At 74.3% G+C, this 22,130-nt stretch carries 17 protein-coding genes and 1 pseudogene; 5 read left to right on the top strand and 13 right to left on the bottom strand.

Annotated features, from left to right (window positions below):
* Positions 1-7 precede the first annotated feature (7 nt).
* Both G339_RS0108255 and gndA read right to left on the bottom strand, forming a co-directional pair.
* On the bottom strand, positions 8-2,512 hold the full coding sequence (locus tag G339_RS0108255) for a DEAD/DEAH box helicase (RefSeq protein WP_019630597.1): 2,505 nt from the start codon (positions 2,510-2,512) through the stop codon (positions 8-10).
* A gap of 47 nt (positions 2,513-2,559) precedes the next feature.
* Entirely contained in the window at positions 2,560-3,987 is a 1,428-nt protein-coding gene (gene gndA, locus G339_RS0108260) for an NADP-dependent phosphogluconate dehydrogenase (protein ID WP_019630598.1), read from the bottom strand.
* 140 nt (positions 3,988-4,127) lie between these two features.
* Here gndA and G339_RS0108265 point away from each other — a divergent pair, with 140 nt between their 5' ends.
* Both G339_RS0108265 and G339_RS0108270 read left to right on the top strand, forming a co-directional pair.
* A complete protein-coding gene (locus G339_RS0108265; RefSeq protein WP_026341257.1) occupies positions 4,128-4,880 on the top strand; it encodes a beta-phosphoglucomutase family hydrolase in 753 nt (250 codons plus the stop codon).
* Entirely contained in the window at positions 4,877-7,282 is a 2,406-nt protein-coding gene (locus G339_RS0108270; protein ID WP_019630600.1) for a glycoside hydrolase family 65 protein, read from the top strand. The genes G339_RS0108265 and G339_RS0108270 overlap by 4 nt, the downstream gene beginning before the upstream one ends.
* Before the next feature lie 366 nt (positions 7,283-7,648).
* Here the strand turns inward: G339_RS0108270 and soxR are convergent.
* From soxR to G339_RS40830, 3 genes and pseudogenes are all read right to left on the bottom strand, one after another.
* Positions 7,649-8,098: pseudogene (gene soxR, locus G339_RS33030) on the bottom strand (redox-sensitive transcriptional activator SoxR); the annotation flags it as partial.
* 11 nt (positions 8,099-8,109) lie between these two features.
* On the bottom strand, positions 8,110-9,807 hold the full coding sequence (locus G339_RS0108280; protein ID WP_019630602.1) for a SulP family inorganic anion transporter: 1,698 nt from the start codon (positions 9,805-9,807) through the stop codon (positions 8,110-8,112).
* A gap of 28 nt (positions 9,808-9,835) precedes the next feature.
* Complete coding sequence (locus tag G339_RS40830) at positions 9,836-10,009, bottom strand: DUF3073 family protein (RefSeq protein WP_019630603.1); 174 nt, start codon at positions 10,007-10,009, stop codon at positions 9,836-9,838.
* A gap of 192 nt (positions 10,010-10,201) precedes the next feature.
* Between G339_RS40830 and G339_RS0108290 the strand changes: the two genes are divergently transcribed.
* Entirely contained in the window at positions 10,202-10,534 is a 333-nt protein-coding gene (locus tag G339_RS0108290; protein ID WP_026341258.1) for an ArsR/SmtB family transcription factor, read from the top strand.
* A gap of 9 nt (positions 10,535-10,543) precedes the next feature.
* On the opposite strand, the gene G339_RS33035 is transcribed toward G339_RS0108290, so the two are convergent.
* From G339_RS33035 to G339_RS0108320, 6 genes are all read right to left on the bottom strand, one after another.
* Complete coding sequence (locus G339_RS33035) at positions 10,544-12,991, bottom strand: AAA family ATPase (protein ID WP_019630605.1); 2,448 nt, start codon at positions 12,989-12,991, stop codon at positions 10,544-10,546.
* A gap of 153 nt (positions 12,992-13,144) precedes the next feature.
* Positions 13,145-14,980 (bottom strand): phosphoenolpyruvate carboxykinase (GTP), encoded by a 1,836-nt coding sequence (locus G339_RS0108300; protein WP_026341259.1) that lies wholly within the window; start codon positions 14,978-14,980, stop codon positions 13,145-13,147.
* 177 nt (positions 14,981-15,157) lie between these two features.
* Positions 15,158-16,216, bottom strand: a complete 1,059-nt coding sequence (locus tag G339_RS0108305; RefSeq protein WP_019630607.1) for an ABC transporter ATP-binding protein — start codon at positions 16,214-16,216, stop codon at positions 15,158-15,160.
* On the bottom strand, positions 16,213-16,974 hold the full coding sequence (locus G339_RS0108310; protein ID WP_084693192.1) for an ABC transporter permease: 762 nt from the start codon (positions 16,972-16,974) through the stop codon (positions 16,213-16,215). Before G339_RS0108310 ends, G339_RS0108305 begins: the two co-directional genes overlap by 4 nt.
* 41 nt (positions 16,975-17,015) lie before the next feature.
* On the bottom strand, positions 17,016-17,795 hold the full coding sequence (modA, locus tag G339_RS0108315) for a molybdate ABC transporter substrate-binding protein (protein WP_019630609.1): 780 nt from the start codon (positions 17,793-17,795) through the stop codon (positions 17,016-17,018).
* 18 nt (positions 17,796-17,813) lie between these two features.
* Positions 17,814-18,218, bottom strand: a complete 405-nt coding sequence (locus G339_RS0108320) for a TOBE domain-containing protein (protein ID WP_019630610.1) — start codon at positions 18,216-18,218, stop codon at positions 17,814-17,816.
* A gap of 185 nt (positions 18,219-18,403) precedes the next feature.
* On the opposite strand from G339_RS0108320, the gene G339_RS0108325 reads away from it, so the two are divergent.
* Positions 18,404-19,405, top strand: a complete 1,002-nt coding sequence (locus tag G339_RS0108325; RefSeq protein ID WP_019630611.1) for an alpha/beta hydrolase — start codon at positions 18,404-18,406, stop codon at positions 19,403-19,405.
* Positions 19,406-19,761: 356 nt separating this feature from the next.
* A complete protein-coding gene (locus G339_RS33040) occupies positions 19,762-20,328 on the top strand; it encodes a hypothetical protein (RefSeq protein WP_019630612.1) in 567 nt (188 codons plus the stop codon).
* Positions 20,329-20,399: 71 nt separating this feature from the next.
* Here the strand turns inward: G339_RS33040 and G339_RS0108335 are convergent, their stop codons facing one another.
* Together G339_RS0108335 and der are read right to left on the bottom strand one after the other, a co-directional pair.
* Positions 20,400-20,597 carry a hypothetical protein gene (locus G339_RS0108335; protein WP_019630613.1) on the bottom strand — a complete coding sequence of 66 codons (198 nt, stop codon included), beginning with the start codon at positions 20,595-20,597 and terminating at the stop codon, positions 20,400-20,402.
* A gap of 142 nt (positions 20,598-20,739) precedes the next feature.
* Entirely contained in the window at positions 20,740-22,122 is a 1,383-nt protein-coding gene (der, locus tag G339_RS0108340) for a ribosome biogenesis GTPase Der (protein ID WP_019630614.1), read from the bottom strand.
* Positions 22,123-22,130: the final 8 nt, after the last annotated feature.

Raw genomic sequence — 22,130 nt, forward strand, 5'->3', positions numbered from 1 at the left:
CGACGGGTCAGAGCCGGTCCACCGACCGGACCCGCAGCACCGCCTCCCCCGCCTCGTCGGACCCGGTGAGGTCGACCTCGGCGCTGATCCCCCAGTCGCGGTCGCCCGCCGGGTCGTCGAAGACCTGCCGGACGCGCCACAGCGCCTCGTCCGGCACCTCTTCGATCTGGAGCAGCTTCGGGCCGCGCGCGTCCGGCCCGGTGCGCAGCTCGTCGTGCTCGGCGAAGTAGGCGTCCATCGCGTCCGCCCAGGCGTCCGCGCCGAACTCGGGGTCGAGGCGGCCCAGCTCGTCGTACCGTTCGAGGGCGGCCAGCTCGACCCGCCGGAACAGCGCGTTGCGGACCAGCACCCGGAACGCCCGCGCGTTCGCCGTGACCCGGGTGACGCGCTCGGCGACGATCTCCTCCGGATCGGCGGTGGGGTTGGCGAGCTGCTCCCACTCGTCCAGCAGGCTGGAGTCGACCTGGCGGACGAGTTCGCCCAGCCACTCGATGAGGTCGATGAGGTCGTCGTTCTTGATCGACTCCGGGACGGTCTGCTGGAGCGCCTTGTACGCGCCCGACAGGTACCGCAGCAGCAGCCCCTCGGTGCGCGCCAGGTCGTAGTGGCCGATGTACTCGGTGAACGTCATCGCCCGCTCGTACATGTCGCGGACGATCGACTTCGGGCTGAGCGGATGGTCCCCGACCCACGGATGCCCCGCCCGGTACACCTCGTACGCGGCCTCCAGCTCCTCTTCCAGCGGGCGCGGGTAGGTGACGTCCTGGAGCAGTTCCATCCGCTCCTCGTACTCGATGCCCTCGTTCTTCATCTCCTGCACGGCCTCGCCGCGCGCCTTGTTCTCCTGCGCGGCGAGGATCTGGCGGGGGTCGTCCAGCGTCGCCTCGATGACCGACAGGACGTCCAGCGCGTAGCCGGGCGACGCCGGGTCGAGGATCTCGAACGTCGCCAGCGCGAACGTGGACAGCGGCTGGTTGAGCGCGAAGTCTTCCTGGAGGTCCACGGTGACGCGCGCGTAGCGGCCCTGCTCGTCGGGCTCGGGCAGCGTCTCGACCACGCCGCCCGCCAGCAGCGACCGGTAGATCGCGATGGCGCGGGAGATGTGGCGGCGGCGGGCCGCCGGGTCCTCGTGGTTGTCGGTGAGCAGCCGCTTCATGGCCTGGAACGCGTTGCCCGGCCGCGCGATCACCGACAGCAGCATGGCGTGGCTGACCTGGAAGCGCGACTTCAGCAGCTCCGGCTCGGCGGTCTGGAGCTTGGCGAACGTCTCCTCGTCCCAGCCGACGAACCCCTCCGGCGGCTTCTTGCGCTGGACCTTGCGGCGCTTCTTGGGGTCGTCGCCCGCCTTGGCCAGGGCCTTCTCGTTCTCCACGACGTGCTCGGGGGCCTGCGCGACGACGAACCCGACCGTGTCGTACCCGGCGCGCCCCGCGCGGCCCGCGATCTGGTGGAACTCGCGGGCCCGCAGCCGCCGCACCCGGTGCCCGTCGTACTTCGACAGCGCCGTGAACACCACCGTGCGGATCGGGACGTTGACGCCGACGCCGAGCGTGTCCGTGCCGCAGATGACCTTGAGCAGCCCCGCCTGCGCCAGCCGCTCCACGAGCCGCCGGTACTTCGGCAGCATCCCGGCGTGGTGGACGCCGATGCCGTGCCGCACGAACCGCGACAGGTTCCGCCCGAACTTCGTCGTGAACCGGAACCCGCCGATCAGCTCGGCGATCCGCGCCTTCTCCTCCTTGCTGCACACGTTCACGCTCATCAGCGACTGCGCGCGCTCGATCGCGGCGGCCTGCGTGAAGTGGACGAGGTAGACCGGGGCCTTGCGCTCGGCCAGCAGCTCCTCGATCGTCTCGTGCAGCGGCGTGACGCGGTAGTCGTAGATCAGCGGGACGGGCCGCTCCGCCGACGACACCACCGCCGTCGGCCGCCCGGTGCGGCGGGTGAGGTCGCCCCGGAAGAACTCGACGTCCCCGAGCGTCGCCGACATCAGCAGGAACTGCGCCTGCGGCAGCTCCAGCAGCGGGATCTGCCACGCCCAGCCGCGCTCGGGCTCGGCGTAGAAGTGGAACTCGTCCATCACGACGACGCCCACGTCGGCGTCCGCGCCGTCGCGCAGCGCGATGTTGGCGAGCACCTCGGCGGTGCAGCAGACGATCGGGGCGTCCGCGTTGACCGACGCGTCGCCGGTCATCATCCCGACGTTCTCGCGGCCGAACATCTCGCACAGGTCGAAGAACTTCTCCGACACCAGCGCCTTGATCGGCGCGGTGTAGAACGCGACCTGGTCCCGGCCGAGGGCGGCGAACAGCGCGCCCGCCGCGACCAGGCTCTTGCCGGACCCGGTCGGCGTCGCCAGCACGACGTTCGCGCCGGACACGACCTCGATCAGCGCCTCCTCCTGCGCGGGGTACAGCGTGATCCCGCGCCCCGAGACCCACGTCTCGAACGCCTCGTAGAGCGCGTCGGGGTCGAGGTCGTCACCGCGGGGAAGCCGATCGAGAAGGGTCACCCCTCCATCCTGCCCCCGTGCGGCCACTGCCCGCGCCACGCCCGCGCTCAGCCGGTCTCCTCCTCCGCGCCGTCCTGCGCCCAGCGGGTGTGGAAGACGCCGCCGCGGTCGGTGCGGCGGTAGGTGTGCGCGCCGAAGTAGTCGCGCTGCGCCTGGGTGAGGGCGGCGGGCAGCCGCGCGGCGCGCAGCGCGTCGTAGTAGGCGAGCGCCCCGGCGAACCCGGGCGCGGGGACGCCCGCGCGGGCCGCCGCGGCGACGACGCGCCGCCAGTCGTCCTGCGCGCCGCCGAGCGCGTCGGCGAAGCCGGTGTCGGTGAGCAGCGTCGGCAGGTGCGGGTCGGCCTCGTAGGCGGCGCGGATGCGGTCGAGGAAGCGGGCGCGGATGATGCAGCCGCCGCGCCAGATCGTGGCGAGCGCGCCCGCGTCCACGTCCCAGCCGTACTCGGCGGCGCCCGCCTCGATCTGGTGGAAGCCCTGCGCGTAGGCGACGATCTTGGACGCGTACAGCGCGCGCTCGACCGCGCCGACCAGGTCCAGGACGGGCGCGGCGTCCGGGTCCGGGCCGGGCAGCCCGGCCGCGGCGGCGCGCAGCCCGGTGTGGCCCGAGACCGACCGCGCGAACACCGCCTCGGCGATGCCGGGCACCGGGACGCCCAGGTCCAGCGCGTTCTGGACGGTCCAGCGCCCGGTGCCCTTCTGCTCGGCGCGGTCCAGGACGACGTCCACGAACGGCTGCCCGGTGGCCGGGTCGACGTGGTCGAGGATCTGCGCGGTGATCTCGATGAGGTAGGACTCCAACCGCCCGTCGTTCCACGTCCGGAACACCTCGGCGATCTCGGGCGGCTCCAGCCCGGCGGCATGCCGCAGCAGGTCGTAGGACTCCGCGATGAGCTGCATGTCGGCGTACTCGATGCCGTTGTGGACCATCTTCACGAAGTGGCCCGCGCCCTCTTCGCCGACGTGCGTGCAGCACGGCGTGCCGTCCACGCTCGCCGCGACGCTCTCCAGCAGCGGGCCGAGTTCGGCGTACGCCTCGCGGGGGCCGCCGGGCATGATGCTCGGGCCGTTCAGCGCGCCCTCCTCGCCGCCGGACACGCCCGTCCCGACGAACCGGACCTCGCGCTGCCGCAACGCGGCCTCGCGGCGCCGGGTGTCGAGGAAGAACGCGTTCCCGCCGTCCACGAGGATGTCGCCGGGGTCGAGCAGCGGCGCGAACTCCTCGATCACCGCGTCCGTGGGCGCGCCCGCCTTGACCATCACGATGATCTTCCGGGGGCGCTCCAGCGACGCGACGAACGCCTCGGGCGTCTCGGCGGGCAGGAACGTCCCCTCGTCGCCGAACTCGTCGACGAGCGCGCGCGTCCGCCCCGCCGTGCGGTTGTGGACGGCGACGGGATGGCCGTGCCGCGCGAAGTTGCGGGCCAGGTTCCGGCCCATCACCGCGAGCCCCGTGACGCCGACGGTTGCCTGCACCATGCTCTCTCCCCTCCCGTTTCGCCGCCCCCTACCCGCCGTTCACCGGCCCGATCACGCCGTTTCCCGGGAATGCCCCGCTTTTACGCGGGAAGGAGCGGGACCATCGGGGGGACGGGGCACCGAGACGAGAGATGGGGACGATGCTGGGACTACCGGACGCGGTGACGGCCTGCCTGTTCGACCTGGACGGCGTGCTGACCCGCACCGCCGCGGTCCACGCCGCGGCGTGGAAGGAGATGTTCGACGCCTACCTGCGCGAACGCGCGGAGCGGACCGGGGAGCCGTTCCAGCCGTTCGACGCCCGGAACGACTACGGGACGTACGTGGACGGCAAGCGCCGCGAGGACGGCACCCGCTCGTTCCTCGCCTCGCGCGGCATCACCCTGCCCGAGGGGACGCCGGACGACCCGCCGACCGCCGAGACCGTCCACGGCCTCGGCGCGCGCAAGAACGCGCTCGTGCTGGACCTCATCCGCCGCGACGGCGTGGAGGTCTTCGACGGTTCCGTGGCGTTCGTCCGGGCCGTCCGGAAGGCGGGGCTGCGCACGGCGGTGGTCTCGTCCAGCGCGAACACCGCGCAGGTGCTGGAGGCGACCGGCATCACCGACCTGTTCGACGCGCGCGTGGACGGCGTCGTCGCCGCCGAGCGGGACCTGGCGGGCAAGCCCGCCCCCGACACGTTCCTGGAGGGCGCGCGGGAGCTCGGCGTGGCCGCCGCGCAGGCGGCCGTGTTCGAGGACGCGCTCGCCGGCGTCGAGGCGGGCCGCGCGGGGCGCTTCGGGTACGTCGTCGGCGTCAACCGGGTCGACGGCGAGCACGCCGCCGCCCTGGCCACCCACGGCGCGGACCGCGTCGTGGACGATCTGTCCGAACTGATGGGGGACGAGCGGTGAGCGACGGGAGCACGATGGACGAGCAGCCGGAGCGGCCGCTGTTCCGCGTGGAGCCGTGGACCGTCCGCGAGACCGAGCTGCGGATGGACCGGCTCGCGCAGACCGAGTCGGTGTTCGCGCTGTCCAACGGCCATCTCGGGCTGCGCGGCAACCTCGACGAGGGCGAGCCGCACGGCCTGCCCGGCACGTACCTGAACTCGTTCTACGAGCAGCGGCCGCTGCCGCAGGCCGAGGCCGCCTACGGGCTGCCCGAGTCGGGGCAGACCGTCATCAACGTCACCAACGGCAAGATCATCCGGCTGCTGGTGGACGACGAGCCGCTGGACGTCCGCTACGGCCGCCTCGGCCGCCACGAGCGGGTGCTGGACATGCGCGCGGGCACGCTGACCCGCGAGCTGGAGTGGACCTCCCCCGCCGACCGGACGGTCCGGGTCACCTCGACGCGGCTGGTGTCGCTGACCCAGCGGGCCGTCGCGGCGATCTGCTACGAGGTCGAGCCGGTGGACGACCCGGTGCGCGTCGTCGTCCAGTCCGAGCTGGTCGCCAACGAGGCGCTGCCCGACGGCGACGGCAAGGACCCGCGTGGCACCGCCGCCCTCGCCGCGCCGCTGGTCAGCGAGGAGCACGTGGCGAACCACACCAAGGTGGTGCTCGTCCACTGCACGCGCAAGAGCGACCTGCGGATGGCCGCCGGGATGGCCCACGAGGTGGAGGCCCCCGGCAAGCTGTCGGTCGAGAACGAGGCCAGCGACGACGTCGGCCGCACGACGATCGCGACCCGGCTCGAACCGGGCCAGAAGCTGCGGATTCTCAAGTACGTCGCCTACGGATGGTCGGGGCGGCGGTCGCGGCCCGCGCTCCACGACCAGGTGGTCGGGGCGCTGGCGGGCGCGCGGCAGACCGGCTGGGACGGCCTGCTCGCCGAGCAGCGCGCCTATCTGGACGACTTCTGGAAGGGCGCGGACGTCGAGGTCGACGGCGACGCCGAGGTCCAGCAGGCCGTCCGGTTCGCGATGTTCCACATCCTCCAGGCCGGTGCGCGCGCCGAGCGGCGGCTGATTCCCGCCAAGGGCCTGACGGGTCCGGGCTACGACGGGCACACGTTCTGGGACTCCGAGACGTTCGTCCTGCCCGTCCTGACCTACACCCAGCCCGACGCCGCCGCGGACGCCCTCGCCTGGCGGCACATGACGCTGCCGCTGGCGTACGAGCGCGCGACGCAGCTCGGCCTGGACGGGGCGGCGTTCCCCTGGCGGACGATCCGGGGCCAGGAGTGCTCGGGGTACTGGCCCGCCGGTACCGCCGCGTTCCACATCAACGCCGACATCGCCGACGCCGTCGTCCGGTACGTGGACGCCACGGGCGACGAGCGGTTCGAGCGCGAGGTGGGGCTGGAGATCCTGGTCGCGACGGCGCGGCTGTGGCGCAGCCTCGGACACCACGACGTCGAGGGCGTGTTCCGCATCGACGGCGTCACCGGGCCCGACGAGTACAGCGCCGTCGCGGACAACAACGTCTACACGAACCTCATGGCGCGCCGGAACCTGGAAGAGGCGGCCCGGACGGCGATGCGGCACCCCGACCTCGCCGACCGGCTGAACGTGACGGCCGAAGAGGCCGCGTCCTGGCGGGACGCGGCCGCCGCGATGTTCATCCCCTACGACGACCGGCTGGGCGTCCACCCGCAGGCCGAGGGGTTCACCAACCACGCGCCGTGGGACTTCGAGGACACCAAGCCCGACCACTACCCGCTGCTGCTGAACTATCCGTACTTCGACCTGTACCGGCGGCAGGTGGTGAAGCAGGCCGACCTCGTCCTCGCGCTGCACCTGTGCGGGGAGGCGTTCACCAGCGAGCAGAAGGCGCGGGACTTCGAGTACTACGAGGCGCTGACCGTCCGGGACTCGTCGCTGTCGGCGCAGACGCAGGCCGTCATCGCCGCCGAGGTCGGGCACGTCGAGCTGGCCCACGACTACCTGGGCGAGACGGCGCTCGTCGACCTGCACGACCTCAACGCCAACACCCGCGACGGCCTGCACATCGCCGCGCTCGCGGGCTCCTGGACGGGCCTGGTCGCCGGGTTCGGCGGCATGCGCGCCCGCGACGGCCTGCTGCGCTTCGCGCCGCGCCTGCCCGGCGGGATCAGCCGGCTGGCGTTCCGCATGCGGTACCGGGACAACCGCATCAAGGTGACGATCACCGCCGAGAGCGCGCGGTACGAGCTCCTGGAGGGGCCGGGCCTCAAGCTGACGCACCACGCGACCGACATCACCCTCGGCGACGAACCGGCGGACGTCGCGATCCCGTCCCTGATGCCCCGCACGGCCCCGACCCAGCCCGCGGGCCGCGAACCGACCCCGCGCCGCATCGACCCGCACGGGCACGAGGTTCGGGACGCGTAACCGAGCAGGCCAGGTGAGGCGTGAGCCGGGCGGCCGGGTCCAGTGCGTTCCAGCCGCTCGCCCGGCGCCTGTATCCGCGCGGGAGGGGCGCGCGGTTCGTGCCCGCGCGGCGGTCAGCGCACTCACGCCGTGGCTGCTTCCGCGCCGGGCGGCGGGTCAGGGGCAGTTCGCGCCGCAGGGGTCCGCGGCCCGCGTCTCGCCGGACGGGGCGCGGGCCGGCGGGCGCGTGTCGCCCGGTTCCGCCGGGGCGCACGGCCCGCCCTCGTCCGGCGCGCACGCGTCGTCGGCGCACGGGTCGTCGGCGCACGGGCCCGGGGCCTCGCCTGGCTCGGGCGGCGCGGCGTGCGGGGTCTCGGTCGGGTCGGCGACGAGCAGCCGCCGGGGGCCGGAGCCCTGGTCCCCGAGCCGGTCGAACGGGTTGGCGAGCGCGCACTTGCTGATCGACAGGCAGCCGCAGCCGATGCAGTCGTCCAGGTCGTCGCGGAGGCCGCGGAGCTGCCGGATGCGGGCGTCCAGGTCCGCGCGCCACAGCTCCGACAGCCGCCGCCAGTCGGCGGCGGTGGGGGTGCGGCCCTCCGGCAGCGTGTCCAGCGCGTCCCGGATGTCGCTGAGCGGGATGCCGACCCGCTGCGAGACCTTGATGAACGCGACGCGGCGGAGCGCGTCGCGGGTGAACCGGCGCTGGTTGCCCGCCGTGCGGCGGCTGGAGATGAGCCCCTTGGACTCGTAGAAGTGGAGCGCCGAGACCGCGACGCCGCTGCGTTCGGCGAGCTGCCCGACGGTCAACTCGTGGATTCTGTGCTCCAGACGGGCCATGTCACCGCATCCTACGTGCGCGCGGCCGGAATCGTCCGGTCCGCCGGAGCCGGGCGGTCGGCCGCGCCGACGAGCTCCCGGGCGCGGGCGATGGCGGCGGGGGTGTCGGCGAAGACCAGCCCGTCGCGGCGCAGGTGGTCCGCGACGCCGAGGGCCGCGAGGACCTGGTCGTGGCCTGGCCTGATCCCGGAGATCATGACGACGACGCCGCGCCGCTCCAGCCGCTCGACGGCGTCCCCGAGCACTCCCGCGCCGGTCGCGTCCAGGGCGCTGATCCGGGACATCCGCAGGATGACGACCTCGACGTCGGAGATCTCCGACAGCTCCAGCAGGAACCGGTGCGCGGCGGCGAAGAACAGCGGGCCGTCGAGCCGGTAGGCGACGATGCGGTCCGCGAGCAGGCGTTCCTCGTCGGCGTGCCCGCCGGGCGCGAGCGGCGTCCGGTCCACGCGGGCGCTGCGCGCCACGGACCGCAGCGCCAGCACGACGGCCAGCGCGATCCCGACGGCGACGGCGGTGATCAGGTCGAACACGACCGTGACGGCGAACGTCAGGACGAGCACCGCGCCGTCGCCGCGCGTCGCGCGGGCGATGGCGCGCAGCGACCCGGCCTCGACCATGCGGACGGTCGTGGCCAGCAGCACCCCGGCCAGCGCGGCGAGCGGGATGCGCCCGACCAGTCCCCCGGCGGCGAGCACGACGACGGCCAGGACCGCCGCGTGGGTGAGCGCCGCCAGCCGGGACCGCGCCCCGGCCCGGACGTTGACGGCGGTCCGCGCGATGGCGGCGGTCGCCGGGACGCCGCCGAGCATCGGCGCGACGACGTTGGCGACGCCCTGCCCGAACAGCTCCCGGTCGGGGTCGTGCCGCTCCCCGACCGTCATCCCGTCCGCGACGGTCGCGCACAGCAGGCTCTCCAGCGCGGCCAGCGCCGCGACGGCCAGCGCGGACGGCAGCAGCGCGCCGACCGCCCCGGCGTCCAGGAACCCGAGGGACGGCGCGGGCAGCCCGGCGGGCAGCGCGCCGATCGTGGCGACGTCCAGCCCGGCGGCCTGCGCGACGAGGGTGGCGAGCGCGACGCCCGCCAGCGAGAACGGCACGGCCGGGCGCAGCCGCGCCCCGACCAGCATCAGCGCGGCGACCGCGACGGCCATGACGGGCGCGGCGGCGGCGGGGTGCCCGGCGAAGTCCGCGACGGCCCGCGCGGCGGTCCGCCAGACCTTGTCGCCGTCCGGCGTCGGCACGCCGAGCGCGGCGGGGACCTGCTGGAGCGCGATGACGACGGCGATCCCGGCGGTGAACCCCTCTACCACCGGGACGGGCAGGAACTGCGCGAACCGCCCGATCCGCAGGACGGCCAGCGCGATGAGCACGACCCCGGCCATCAGCCCGACCATCAGCACGCCGCCCGACCCGTACTTCTGCACGATCGGCAGCAGGACGACGGTCATCGCGCCGGTCGGCCCGGACACCTGGAGGTTGCTGCCGCCGAACACCGCCGCCAGCGCCCCGGCGACGATCGCGGTGACCAGCCCGGCCTGCGCGCCGACGCCGGACGCGACGCCGAACGCCAGGGCGAGCGGCAGCGCGACGACGGCGACGATGAGCCCGGCGACCAGGTCGCGGCCGGGCGAGCGCCGCGCGGCGGTCCAGTCCGCGCGGCGCGGCAGCAGGCCGGCGCGGCCCGCCGCCCACGACGGAAGCCTCATCGCGCCGCCGCCGCGCGGCCCGGGCGGGTCATTCGCCGCGCTCCGCGTCCCGCGCGGGCTCCCGCTCCGCGGGCTCGGGCGCGAGGGCGGGAGCCCGCCCGACGCCCAGCTCGCGGCACAGCCCGTCGAGGTCGCCCGCGCCGCGGTACTTCAGCTTCCGGGCGTCCCGCTGCTGCTTGGCCTTGGCCCGTCCCCGTCCCACCGCTGCCGCCTCTCCGACCGATCCGACCCGACGCTTTGCGATTATAGGCAATTGAAGAAGTCTTCAAGTCGTAAACCCGGCCACGGGACCGCGGAACCGCCGCCTGGGTAGGCTGCACGGCGTGAGGAGACGGCCAGTCGAACAGAACCGCGGCCCGCGAGGGCGCGCCGCACGGGCGGGGGCGTGACCGCCGTGCCCGTGCCGCTCTACCAGGCCAAGGCCGAGCTGTTCAAGACGCTCGGCCACCCCGTGCGCATCCGCGTGCTCGAACTGCTCTGCGAGGGCCCGGCGCCCGTCCGCGACCTGCTGACGGCGATCGAGATCGAGGCGTCCAGCCTCTCCCAGCAGCTCGCCGTGCTGCGCCGCGCCGGGATCGTCACGGCCCGCCGCGAGGGCGGCACGGTGATCTACGAGCTGGCGGGCGGCGACGTCTCGGAGCTGATGCGCGCCGCGCGCCGCATCCTCACCGACCTGCTGGCCGACCAGGGGCGGCTGCTGGCCGAGCTGCGCGCCGAGCCGGGCTGACCCCGCGCGTCAGCCGGGCCGCTCGACGCTGATCACGATCTCCGCGCCGTCGCGGTCGGCGCGCGCGGTGTCGCCCGCGCGCAGGTCCCCGGCGAGCAGCATCCGCGACAGCGGGTCCTCCAGCTCCCGCCGGACGGTCCCGCGCAGCGGGCGGGCGCCCGCCTCGGGCCGGTGGCCGCGCTCGGCGAGCAGGTCGCGGGCCGCGTCGGTGATCTCCAGCGCGACGCCCTGCCCGGCGAGGCGGCGGCGGGTGACCCCGGCGAGCAGGTCCACGACGGCGCGGAGCTGCGGCCGGTCGAGCCGGGAGAAGACGATCGTCTCGTCCACGCGGTCGAGCAGTTCGGAGCCGAGGTCGCGGACGAGCAGGTTCATCACCTCGACGCGCAGGTCCGGGGAGTCGCGGTAGTCCTCCGACAGCACCAGGTCCGCGCCGAGCGCCGTCGTCAGGATGACGATCGTCGCCCCGAAGTCCACGGTCCGGCCCTGCCCGTCGGTGACGCGGCCCTCCTCCAGCACGCGCAGCAGCACGCCGCGCACGTCGGGATGCGCGCGCTCGACGCCGTCGAGCACCACGACGCCGTGCGGGCGGCGGCGGACCGCCTCGGTGAGCTGCCCCTGCTCCTCGAAGCCGACCGGGCCGGGCGGGCGGCCGATGAGGCGGCCCACGGTGAACGCCTCGTCGAACTCCGCGAGGTCGATGCGCGTCAGCCGGTCGGTGCCGTCGAACAGCACCTCGGCGAGCGCGCGGGACAGTTCGGTCTTCCCGACGCCGGACGGGCCGACGAACAGGAACGCGCCGAGCGGCCGGTCCGGCTCCGCGAGCCCGGCGCGGGCGCGGCGGACGGCGGCGGCGACCGCCGCGACGGCCGCGGTCTGCCCGACGACCCGTTCGCCGATCCGCTCCTCCATCCGGATCAGCCGCTCGCGTTCTTCCTCGACGAGCCGGTCCACCGGGACGCCCGCGACCGCCGAGACGATCTCCGCGACGTCGGCGGGCTCGACCTCCGGCAGCCGGTCCCGGTCGGCGCGCGCCCGGTCCAGCTCGGGCCGCAGCCCCTCGATCTCGGCGCGCAGCGCCTCCGCGCGGACGAAGTCCTCGTCCGCGACGGCCTGGTCCTTGTCGCGGTGCAGCGCCGCCAGCCGCCGGTCCAGCGCGCGGGCGTCGTCGCGCGGCGACAGCGCCCGCAGCCGGACGCGCGCGGCGGCGCGGTCCAGCACGTCCACGGCCTTGTCGGGCAGGAACCGGCCCGCGATGTGCCGGTCCGCGAGCCGCGCGGCGGCCTCCAGCGCGCCGTCGGAGATCCGGACCTCGTGGTGCGCCTCGTAGGCGTCGCGGAGCCCGGCGAGGATCGCCGCGGCCGCGGCGGCGGTGGGCTCGGCGACCATGACGGCCTGGAGGCGACGGTCCAGGGTGTCGTCGGCGGCGACGACGCGGCGGTACTCCCCCGCCGTGCCCGCCGCGATGACGCGCAGTTCCCCGGCGGCCAGCGCGGGCCGCAGCAGCGCCGCGACGTCGCCGGAGCCGGTGAGGGCGCGGACGGCGTCCAGCACCACGACCAGGCCGGGTTCGGCGCGGATCTCGTCGAGCACCCGCGCGACGCGCTCCTCGACCTCCGCGCGGTGCCCGGTGGACAGCCCCGCGACGTCCAGCGCGACGATCCGGACGTCCTTCAGCGGCTCCGGCACCGCCCCGTCCGCGACGCGCTGCGCGACGCCCTCCGCGACGGCGGTCTTGCCGACGCCCGGCTCCCCGATCAGGCACGGGTTGTTGCGCGTGCGGCGCGCCAGGATCTCGATGGTCTCCGCGATCACCTCCTCGCGCCCGACGACCGGGTCGAGGTCCCCGGCGCGCGCGGACGCCGTCAGGTCGCGGCCGCACGCGTCGAGCGCCGGGGTGCGGGACGGGCCGCGCGGCGCGCCGCCGGGCCGCGCGGGCCGGGCGACGAGCGCGTCCTGGATCTCGTTGGCGGTGACGCCCTGCGCGGTGAGCAGCCGTGCGGCCTCGGAGTCCTTGTTGGCGGCGACGCCGATCAGCAGGTGCTCGGGCCCGAGGTACCCCGCGCCGAGCGCGCGGGACACGCGCTGCGCGTCCAGCAGCGCCCGCTTCGCGCCGGGCGTCAGCGTGTCGGGGACGTCGCCGGGCTCGCCGCCCGCGGTGAGGTCCGCGATCCGGGCGAGCAGCGCGTCCGGGTCGGCTCCCGCCGCGATCAGCAGGCCGCGCGCCGGATCGGTCCCCGCCGCCGCGCCGAGCAGGTCCAGGACGTCCAGGTCCACCGCCCCGCGCGCGGCCGCGCGGCGCAGCCCGGAGCGCATCAGGTCGCGGCCGGTGCCGCTGAGGAACCGGCCGAGGCCCGCCGCCCACGCCCCGGCGGCCGTGGCGGGCGCGCCCGGCGGGCGGCCCTCGGGGATGTCGAGTCCGGGGAACGGCTCGCCGAACATCTCGTCCACGTTCTCCACGGCGTCCCTCCCGGTGTGCGGCCTCGCAGGGCGGTATTCACCGGATCGGGGAAGCGGTAAAACCTTTCCGGGTAAAAGGGACGGGAAATGCGGAACGGGTCCGCCGTCCCCGGAAGGGGACGGCGGACCCGTCGCGGACGAGAAGCGCCCGGATCACTCGCCGAGGCGGTTCACCAGCGCGTTGTACTCGTCCCACAGCTCCTTGGGCAGGTGGTCGCCGAAGGTGTTGAAGTGCTCGGGCACCAGCGCGGCCTCCTGCTTCCACACCTCGGTGTCGACGGTGAGGAGCGTGTCGAGGTCGGCCTCGTCGATGGCCAGGCCGTCGGTGTCGAGCGCGGCCTTGGTCGGCAGGTGGCCGATCGGGGACTTGACGGCGTCGGCGCGGCCGTTGAGCCGGTCCACGATCCACTTCAGGACGCGGCTGTTCTCACCGAAGCCCGGCCAGATGAACTTGCCGTCCGCGTTCTTGCGGAACCAGTTGACGTAGTAGATCCGGGGCAGCTTCTCCGGGTCCGTCGCCTTGCCGACCTTCAGCCAGTGGCCGAAGTAGTCGCCCATGTTGTAGCCGCAGAACGGCAGCATGGCGAACGGGTCGCGGCGCAGCTCGCCGACGGTGCCCTCGGCGGCGGCGGTCTTCTCCGAGGCGATGTTCGCGCCGAGGAAGACGCCCTGCTGCCAGTCGAAGGACTCCGTCACCAGCGGCACGGCGGTGGCGCGGCGGCCGCCGAACAGGATCGCCGAGATCGGCACGCCGCTGGGGTCCTCCCACTCCGGCGCGATGATCGGGCACTGCCCGGCCGGGGTGGTGAAGCGCGCGTTCGGGTGGGCGGCCGGGGCGCCGGACTCCGGCGTCCACGGGTTGCCCTTCCAGTCGGTGAGGTCGGCCGGCGGCTCCTCCGTCAGGCCCTCCCACCACACGTCGCCGTCGTCGGTGAGCGCGACGTTCGTGAAGATGCTGTTGCCCCAGAACGTCTCGACGGCGTTGGCGTTGGTCTCCGCGCCGGTGCCGGGCGCGACGCCGAAGAAGCCGTACTCGGGGTTGATCGCGTGGAGGCGGCCGTCCTCGCCGAACCGCATCCAGGCGATGTCGTCGCCGATGGTCTCGACCTTCCAGCCCGGGATGGTCGGCTCCAGCATCGCGAGGTTGGTCTTGCCGCACGCGGACGGGAACGCCGCCGCGACGTAGCGCGCCTCGCCCTCCGGCGGGGTCAGCTTGAGGATCAGCATGTGCTCGGCCAGCCAGCCCTCGTCGCGCGCCATCGTCGAGGCGATGCGCAGCGCGTAGCACTTCTTGCCGAGCAGCGCGTTGCCGCCGTACCCGGACCCGTAGGACCAGATCTCCCGCGTCTCGGGGAAGTGCGAGATGTACTTGGTGGAGTTGCACGGCCACGGGACGTCGGCCTGGCCCGGCTCCAGCGGCGCGCCCACCGAGTGGACGGCCTTGACGAACGAGCCGCGCTCCTCGATCAGCCGCAGCGCGCCCGCACCCATCCGCGTCATGATCCGCATCGACACCACGACGTACGGCGAGTCGGTGATCTCGACGCCGAGCTGGGAGATGTTGCCGCCGAGCGGGCCCATGCAGAACGGCACCACGTACATGGTGCGGCCCTTCATCGAACCCTTGAAGATCTCGCCGAACGTGCGGCGCATCTCCGCCGGGGCCACCCAGTTGTTCGTCGGGCCGGCGTCCTCCTCCTTCTCGGAGCAGATGAACGTGCGGTCCTCGACGCGGGCGACGTCGCTCGGGTCGGAGGCGGCGTAGAAGCTGTTCGGGCGCTTGTCGGCGTTGAGCCGTTTGAAGGTCCCCTGCTCCACGAGCAGGCTCGTCAGGCGCTCCCACTCCGCGTCGGAGCCGTCGCACCACTCGATCCGGGCGGGCTGGGTCAGCTCGGCGATCTCACGTACCCAGTCCACGAGTTCGGCGTGGCTGGTCGGGGCCTGGTCGTTGTTAGCGGAGGCGGACGACGCAGCAACCTCTTGGGACACGGGCAACTCCTTCAGCTGTTCGCAGGATGTTTGCATCATGAACAAAACCGAACGTCTTTGCCATTTGGTCTGGACCAATCACGTCCCGTTTTGGGCGTTCCCACGCCCATTTGTGATCCTTATCACTGGAAAAATGCCTGATCAGGGGCCATGTCACGGTCCCGTATAGCACGGTCCCTAGGCGGGGTACACCTGGACCTCGGTCGCCTTCACCGCGGCCCAGACCTCGCTGCCCTCGACCAGGCCGAGGTCCGCGACGGCGGCGGCCGTCACGTCCGCCGCGACGGTCCGGCCGGGAGCCTCCAGCAGGACGCGCACCCGGTCGCCCTGCCGTTCGACCCCGCCGACCGCCGCCCGCCACAGGTTGCGGGGGCTGCCGTCCGGGCGGGTCCGGTAGAGCGCCACCGAGGCTGGCGAGAAGGCAAGGAACACCTCACCTTCCAGTGAGCCCGCTATGCCCATCGGCGGGCCGTCCGGGAACGTGACCACCGACCCCGCCGCCGTCCCCCGGTACAGGTTCAGCCCGACGAGCCGCGCGACGTACCCGGTGCGCGGACGGCGCGCGACCTCGGCGGGCGGGCCCTCCTGGACGACCCGGCCGCCCTCCAGCACGACGAGCCGGTCCGCGAGGACCATCGCGTCGAGCGGATCGTGCGTGACGAGCACCGCCGCACCGTCGAACCCGGCCAGATGGCGGCGCAGCGCCGCGCGGATCTCCAGCCGCGTGTGGGCGTCCAGCGCCGACAGCGGCTCGTCGAGCAGCAGCAGCCGGGGCCGCACCGCCAGCGCGCGGGCCAGTGCGACGCGCTGCGCCTGCCCGCCCGACAGCGCGCGCGGCCGCGACCCGGCGTGGTCCGCGAGCCCGACGCGCTCCAGCCAGCGCGCCGCCTCCCGCCGCGCCGCGCCGCGCCTCCCGCCCCGGCAGCGCAGCCCGAACGCGACGTTGTCCAGCGCGCTGAGGTGCGGGAACAGCAGGTAGTCCTGGAACACCATGCCGATGCCGCGCCGCTCGGCGGGCAGCGCGGCCAGGTCGGCGCCGTCCACCCGCAGGTGGCCGCCCGCCGTGGCGACGAGCCCGGCGAGGGCGCGCAGCGCGGTGGTCTTGCCCGCGCCGTTCGGGCCGAGCAGCGCGACGACCTCGCCGGGCGCGGCGCGCAGCGCGAGATCCAGGTCGAAGGCGGCGCGGCGGACGACGAGCCGCGCGTCCAGGCCCTCCGCATTCTCCGGGGCCGTCACGGCGTCCCCGTCCAGCGGCCGCGCAGCGCGGCGAGGACGACGACCGACACCGCGAGCAGCACGAGGCTCAGCACGATCGCGGCCTGCGGGTCGTTCTCCAGCGCGAGGTAGACCGCGAGCGGCATCGTCTGCGTGCGGCCCGGGAAGTTGCCCGCGAACGTGATCGTCGCGCCGAACTCCCCGAGCGCCCGCGCCCAGCACAGCACCGCGCCCGCCGCGACGCCGGGCGCGACGAGCGGCAGCGTGACGCGGCGGAACACCGTCCAGCGGCTCGCGCCGAGCGTCGCGGCGGCCTCCTCGTAGCGCAGGTCGGCGGCGCGCAGCGCGCCCTCGACGCTGATGACCAGGAACGGCATCGCCACGAACGTCTCGGCGAGCACGACGCCCGCCGTGGTGAACGGCAGCGTCACCCCGAACGCGTCGTCCAGCCAGCGGCCGACGATCCCCCGCCGCCCGAGGGCCAGCAGCAGCGCGACGCCGCCGACGACGGGCGGCAGCACCAGCGGCACGGTCACCAGCGCCCGCACGACCCGCACGCCCCGGAACCGGACGCGCGCCAGCAGCCACGCCAGCGGCACGCCGAAGAACATGCACAGCGCGGTCGCGGCGGTCGCCGTGACGAGGCTCAGCCGCAGCGCCTCCAGCACCTGCGGTTCGGCGAGCCGCGTCCCGAGCGTCGACCAGGGCGCGCGCCACAGCAGCCCGAGCAGCGGCAGGACGAGGAACGCCAGCCCGACCAGCCCCGGCAGCACCAGCATCCACGGCGGCCGGGCCGGGCGTGCGTCCCCCTCGCGGCGCGTCACGGCGCCTCGAAGCCCGCCTTCGTCAGCGTCGCCCGCCCGGCCGGGGACAGCACCAGCGACACGAACTCCTTGGCCAGCCCGGCCTGCGGCGCGTGCGCCAGCTCGGTGATCGGGTAGTCGTTGATCGCCTTGGCGGCCTCGGGGAAGTCGATGCCGGTGACCTGCCCGGCCGCCGCGCCCGCGTCGGTGCGGTAGACTAGGCCCGCGTCGGCCTCGCCGAGCCGGACCTTGGTGAGGACGGCCTTGACGTCCTGCTCCTTCGACACCGGCTTCACGTCGACGTGCGCGGCGGCCAGCGCGGTCCTAGCGGCGGCCCCGCACGGGACCTCGTCGGCGCACAGCACGACCTTGACGCCCTTGCGCGCCAGGTCGGAGAGCCCGTGGACCTTGGCCGGGTCGTCCTTGGGCACCGCGATGACGAGCCGGTTGCGGACGAACACCTGCGGCGACCCGGCCGCGTCGCCCGCCTCGGACACGGTCTTCATCGTCGCGGGGCTCGCGGCGGCGAACACGTCGGCGGGCGCGCCCTGCGTGATCTGCTGCGCGAGCGTGGAGCTGCCGCCGAAGCTGAACCGGACCTTCACCCCGGGATGGGACTTCTCGAAGTCCTTGCCGAGCGCGGTGAACGTCTCGGTGAGCGACGCGGCGGCGAACACCGTCAGCGTCCGCGACCCCTTGTCACCGCCCTTCCCCTTGTCGTCGCCGGTGTCCCCGCACGCGGCGGTGGCCGACAGCAGCGTCAGGGCCGCCGCCGCGGCGCTCAGGATGCGTTTCACGGATCACTCCAGGGGGCGTCAGGCCGAGTGCGGCCGGTCGGGGCGTTCGACGACGACGGTGGTGGACTTCACGACGGCCTCGGCCACGACGCCGACTTCGAGTCCGAGGTCGTCGGCGGCCTCGCGGCTCATCAGCGAGACGATCCGGAACGGTCCCGCCTGAAGGTCCACCTGCGCCATGACGCCGTCGCGGTGGACGGCGGTGACGATGCCGCGCATCCGGTTGCGCGCGGAGGAGAACCGGTCGCCCTGCTCGTCGTCGGCCTGGGAGCGCACGAACGCGGCCAGCTCCGCGCCGGGGACGCGCCGGTGGCCGTGCTCGTCGCGGTCGGCGGCGAGCCGGCCGCCGTCCACCCAGCGGCGCACGGTGTCGGCGCTGACTCCGAGCAGGGCCGCCGCCTCGCTGATCCGGAAGGTCGTCACACCGCAAAGCGTACGATGCCGTAGATACCAGCTAAAAGCGCGGGCTGGCCTTCGATATGCGACCGCAATCAACCTCTCCTCGCCGCAGATGCCAGGGTTGGTGCTGAACCGAACCAGACTCGGGTTCTTTTCAGGACGCGGACGCGGTGCCACGATCGGGACGTACCGCCATCCGAGGAGGAAGCGTGTCCCCTGCCCAGCCCGCGACCCTCGTCCTGGACCGGCGCGGCACCGCCAGCCTGCGCTCGCGCGCCGTCGCGGGCGGCGTGCGGCGGCTCCTGCGCCCCCGCCTCACCGCGCTCGCCGCCCGCCCGGTGGACGAGCGGGCGCTGCGCCGCTTGGCCGCCCTCGACCGGCTCGCCGCGCGCGGCGGCGTCCCGCGCGGCGTCCACCGCGAGGCGGTGCGCTTCGACGGGTTCGGCGCGGAGTGGGTCCACGGCCCCGGCGTCGGCCGCGACCGCCGCCGCGCGATCCTCTACCTGCACGGCGGCGGCTGGGTCTGCTGCGGCCTGAACACCCACCGGCGGATGGTCGCCCGCTTCGGCGCGGCCGCGGGCGTCCCGGCGCTGTCGGTGGACTACCGCATGATCCCGGCCGTCCCGTTCGAGCGCGAGGCCGACGACTGCCTGACCGCCTACCGGTGGCTGCTGGAGGACCGGGGCCTGGACGCCCGCGACATCGTGATCATGGGCGACTCGGCGGGCGGGTACCTGACGTTCGCCACCGCGCTGCGCGCCCGCGACGCGGGACTGCCGCTGCCCGCCGCGCTCGTGGCGCTGTCGCCGATGCTCGACATGGACCTGACGAGCAAGCTCGCGCACGCCAACATGCGGCTCGACCCATCCGACCCGGGCGTGCTGCTGGAACGGCTCGTCGAGGGGTTCCTCGGGCACCTGGACCTCACCGACCCGGCCGTCTCCCCGGTCCGCGCCGACCTGGCCGGCCTGCCGCCGACGCTGCTGACGGCGGGCTCGACCGAGCTGCTGTACTGCGACTCCGAGGAGATGGCGCGGCGGCTCGCGGACGCGGGCGTCCCGGTGACGCTCCAGGTCTGGGACCGCCAGATCCACGTCTTCCAGATGTTCGGCCCGCTGCTGCCCGAGTCCCGCGCCGCGATCCACGAGCTGGGCGTGTTCGTCCGCCAGGCGTTCGCCCGCACCGCCGCCGAGCGCGCCGCCGCCTCCTGATCCCGCCGCGCGCCGCGCGATCCGGGGCGCGGCCCGCCGCCCGCGACGCCGGGCCGGCGATCCCGTGCGCTCGGGCATGGTTCAACCCCGGCGGACGGTGGGGAGGGTCGGCCGGACCGGTTCACCGGCGGCCCACCGCCCGGCTGTTCCCCCGGTCGCACGATCACGGGAGACACCGGACACCCTGGGGTTTTGTCCATGTTCGGGCGTTATGTCCAGGGGTAGGGGCCGCGCGTTGAGCAGAACGCCGTCTCTCACCCCGGAGGGTGACCATGACTCGAACCATGCGGGCACCGCGCACCAGGGGTGCCCTCAGCGGAATGCTTCTCACGCTGCTCGGGATCTGGGGAGGGCTCATGCCCTTCATCGGACCGTACGTCCATTTCGGGTTCATGCCCGACAGCGCCTGGCACTTCACCGCCGACCGCCTGTACCTGATCATCCTGCCCGCGGTCGCGACGATCCTCGGCGGACTCATGCTGATGTTCGCCGCCAACCGGGTCGTCGGGATGGCGGGCGGCTGGCTGGCCGCCCTCGCGGGGCTCTGGTTCGTCGTCGGCAACTCCATCGCCGCGCTGTGGGGCGGCAGCGCCGGGACGCCGATCGGCGCGAGCCTCGGCCACCGGCTCACCGAGTCGCTGAGCGGGTTCACCGGCCTCGGGACCGTCATCACGTTCCTGGCCGCGATGGCCCTCGGCCGGTTCGCGGTGGTCGGCGTGCGCGACGCGCGCCGCGCCGAGCGCGCGGCGGCCGCGGGCGGCGGCGCCGCCACCGCCCGCGAGGGCGAGCGCGCCCCGCGCCAGGGCCGCGCCCCCGAGTGGGAGCGCACCGGCGAGGGCCGCGGCGCCACCCGGTCCGCCGTGCCCGCCCACGGCCGCGCGGGCCGCGGCGGCGGCGAGCACGAGCGCCCCGACCAGGGCTGACGCACCGCACCGCGGGACACCGCGGCCGGACCCGCACCGCGCACGCGCGGTGCGGGTTCCGCGCGTCCGGCCTACCGGTCGCGCGAGCGCATCTTGCGGACGCTGTCGCTGGTCTCGTAGCCGTCGTCCCCGACGTTCACGTCGTTGCGGTCGGTGAACATGCCGGCGAAGGCGACGAGCAGCCCGACGCCGCCGATCCACGGCGTGCGCCAGACGAAGCTGAGCGCCACGCAGACGGCCGCTATCGACATCAAGATGAAGAGCTTCACGTCACACCCCTCGCGCGCGCCCGATCCCGTACCGAGTAAGGGACAGCTTACTCAGATCGCGTTCACCGCATCGTGACACGGCGAGACCCGTCCGGAAAAGACTTCCGGACGGGTCTCCTGGCGTTCTCAGGCGTTGCGCCCGCTACTTGCGCTTCGCGCGCTTCTCGCGGATCTTCATCGTGACGTCCAGCGGAGCGCCCTCGAAACCGAACTCCTCGCGCAGCCGCCGCTCGATGAACCGGCGGTAGCCCTCCTCCAGGAACCCCGACGTGAACAGCACGAACCGCGGCGGCCGCACCCCCGCCTGCGTCGCGAACAGCACGCGCGGCTGCTTGCCGCCCCGGATCGGGTGCGGGTGCGCGTTCACCAGGTCGGCGAAGAACTGGTTCAGCTTCGCGGTCGGGACGCGCTGGTCCCACCCGGCCAGCGCCGTCTCGATCGCCGGGACCAGCTTCTCCATGTGCCGCCCGGTCCGCGCGGAGACGTTCACCCGCGGCGCCCACCGCGCGTTGTGGAGCTGCCGGTCGATCTCGCGCTCCAGGTAGTGGCGGCGCTCCTCGTCCAGCAGATCCCACTTGTTGTAGGCGACGACCAGCGCGCGGCCCGAGTCCACCACCGTGGAGATGATCCGCAGGTCCTGCTCGGCCAGCGACTCCGACGCGTCCACCAGCACCACCGCGACCTCGGCGCGCTCCAGCGCCGACTGCGTGCGCAACGTCGCGTAGAAGTCCGCGCCCTGGTTCTCCCGGTGGCGGCGGCGGATGCCCGCCGTGTCGATGAACCGCCAGGTCTTGCCGCCGAGCTCGATCTCCTCGTCGATCGGGTCGCGCGTGGTGCCCGCCACCGAGTCGACGACCGCGCGGGTCTCCCCCGCGAGCTGGTTCAGCAGGCTCGACTTGCCGACGTTCGGCCGCCCGAGCAGCGCGATCCGGCGCGGCCCGCCCGCCTCGGCGAACGTCTCCGGCGGGGCCTCGGCGGGCAGCGCCTCCAGCACCGCGTCCAGCAGGTCGCCGCTGCCGCGGCCGTGCAGGGCGCTCACCGGGTGCGGCTCGCCGATCCCGAGGCCCCACAGCAGCGCCGCGTCCGCCTCGGCGGCCACGTCGTCCACCTTGTTCGCGACGAGCACGACCGGCTTGCCCGACCGGCGCAGGATCTCCACGACGGCCTCGTCCACGTCCGTCGCGCCGACCGTCGCGTCCACGACGAACATCACCACGTCCGCCAGGTCCACCGCCAGCCGCGCCTGCTCGGCGATCGACGCGGCCAGGCCCTGCGCGTCCGGCAGCCAGCCCCCGGTGTCCACCACCGTGAACCGCCGCCCGCTCCAGGTCGCGTCGTAGGCGACCCGGTCGCGGGTGACGCCGGGCACGTCCTCCACGACCGCCTCGCGGCGGCCGAGGATGCGGTTCACCAGCGTGGACTTCCCGACGTTCGGGCGGCCCACCACCGCGACCACCGGCGCGGGCGGCGCGTCCGGCGGCGGCGCGTCGAGATCGACGGCGGCGTGGAAGTCGTATTCGCTCACTTGCGTTC

The sequence above is a fragment of the Actinomadura atramentaria DSM 43919 genome (assembly GCF_000381885.1).
In the GTDB taxonomy this organism is placed as follows: domain Bacteria; phylum Actinomycetota; class Actinomycetes; order Streptosporangiales; family Streptosporangiaceae; genus Spirillospora; species Spirillospora atramentaria.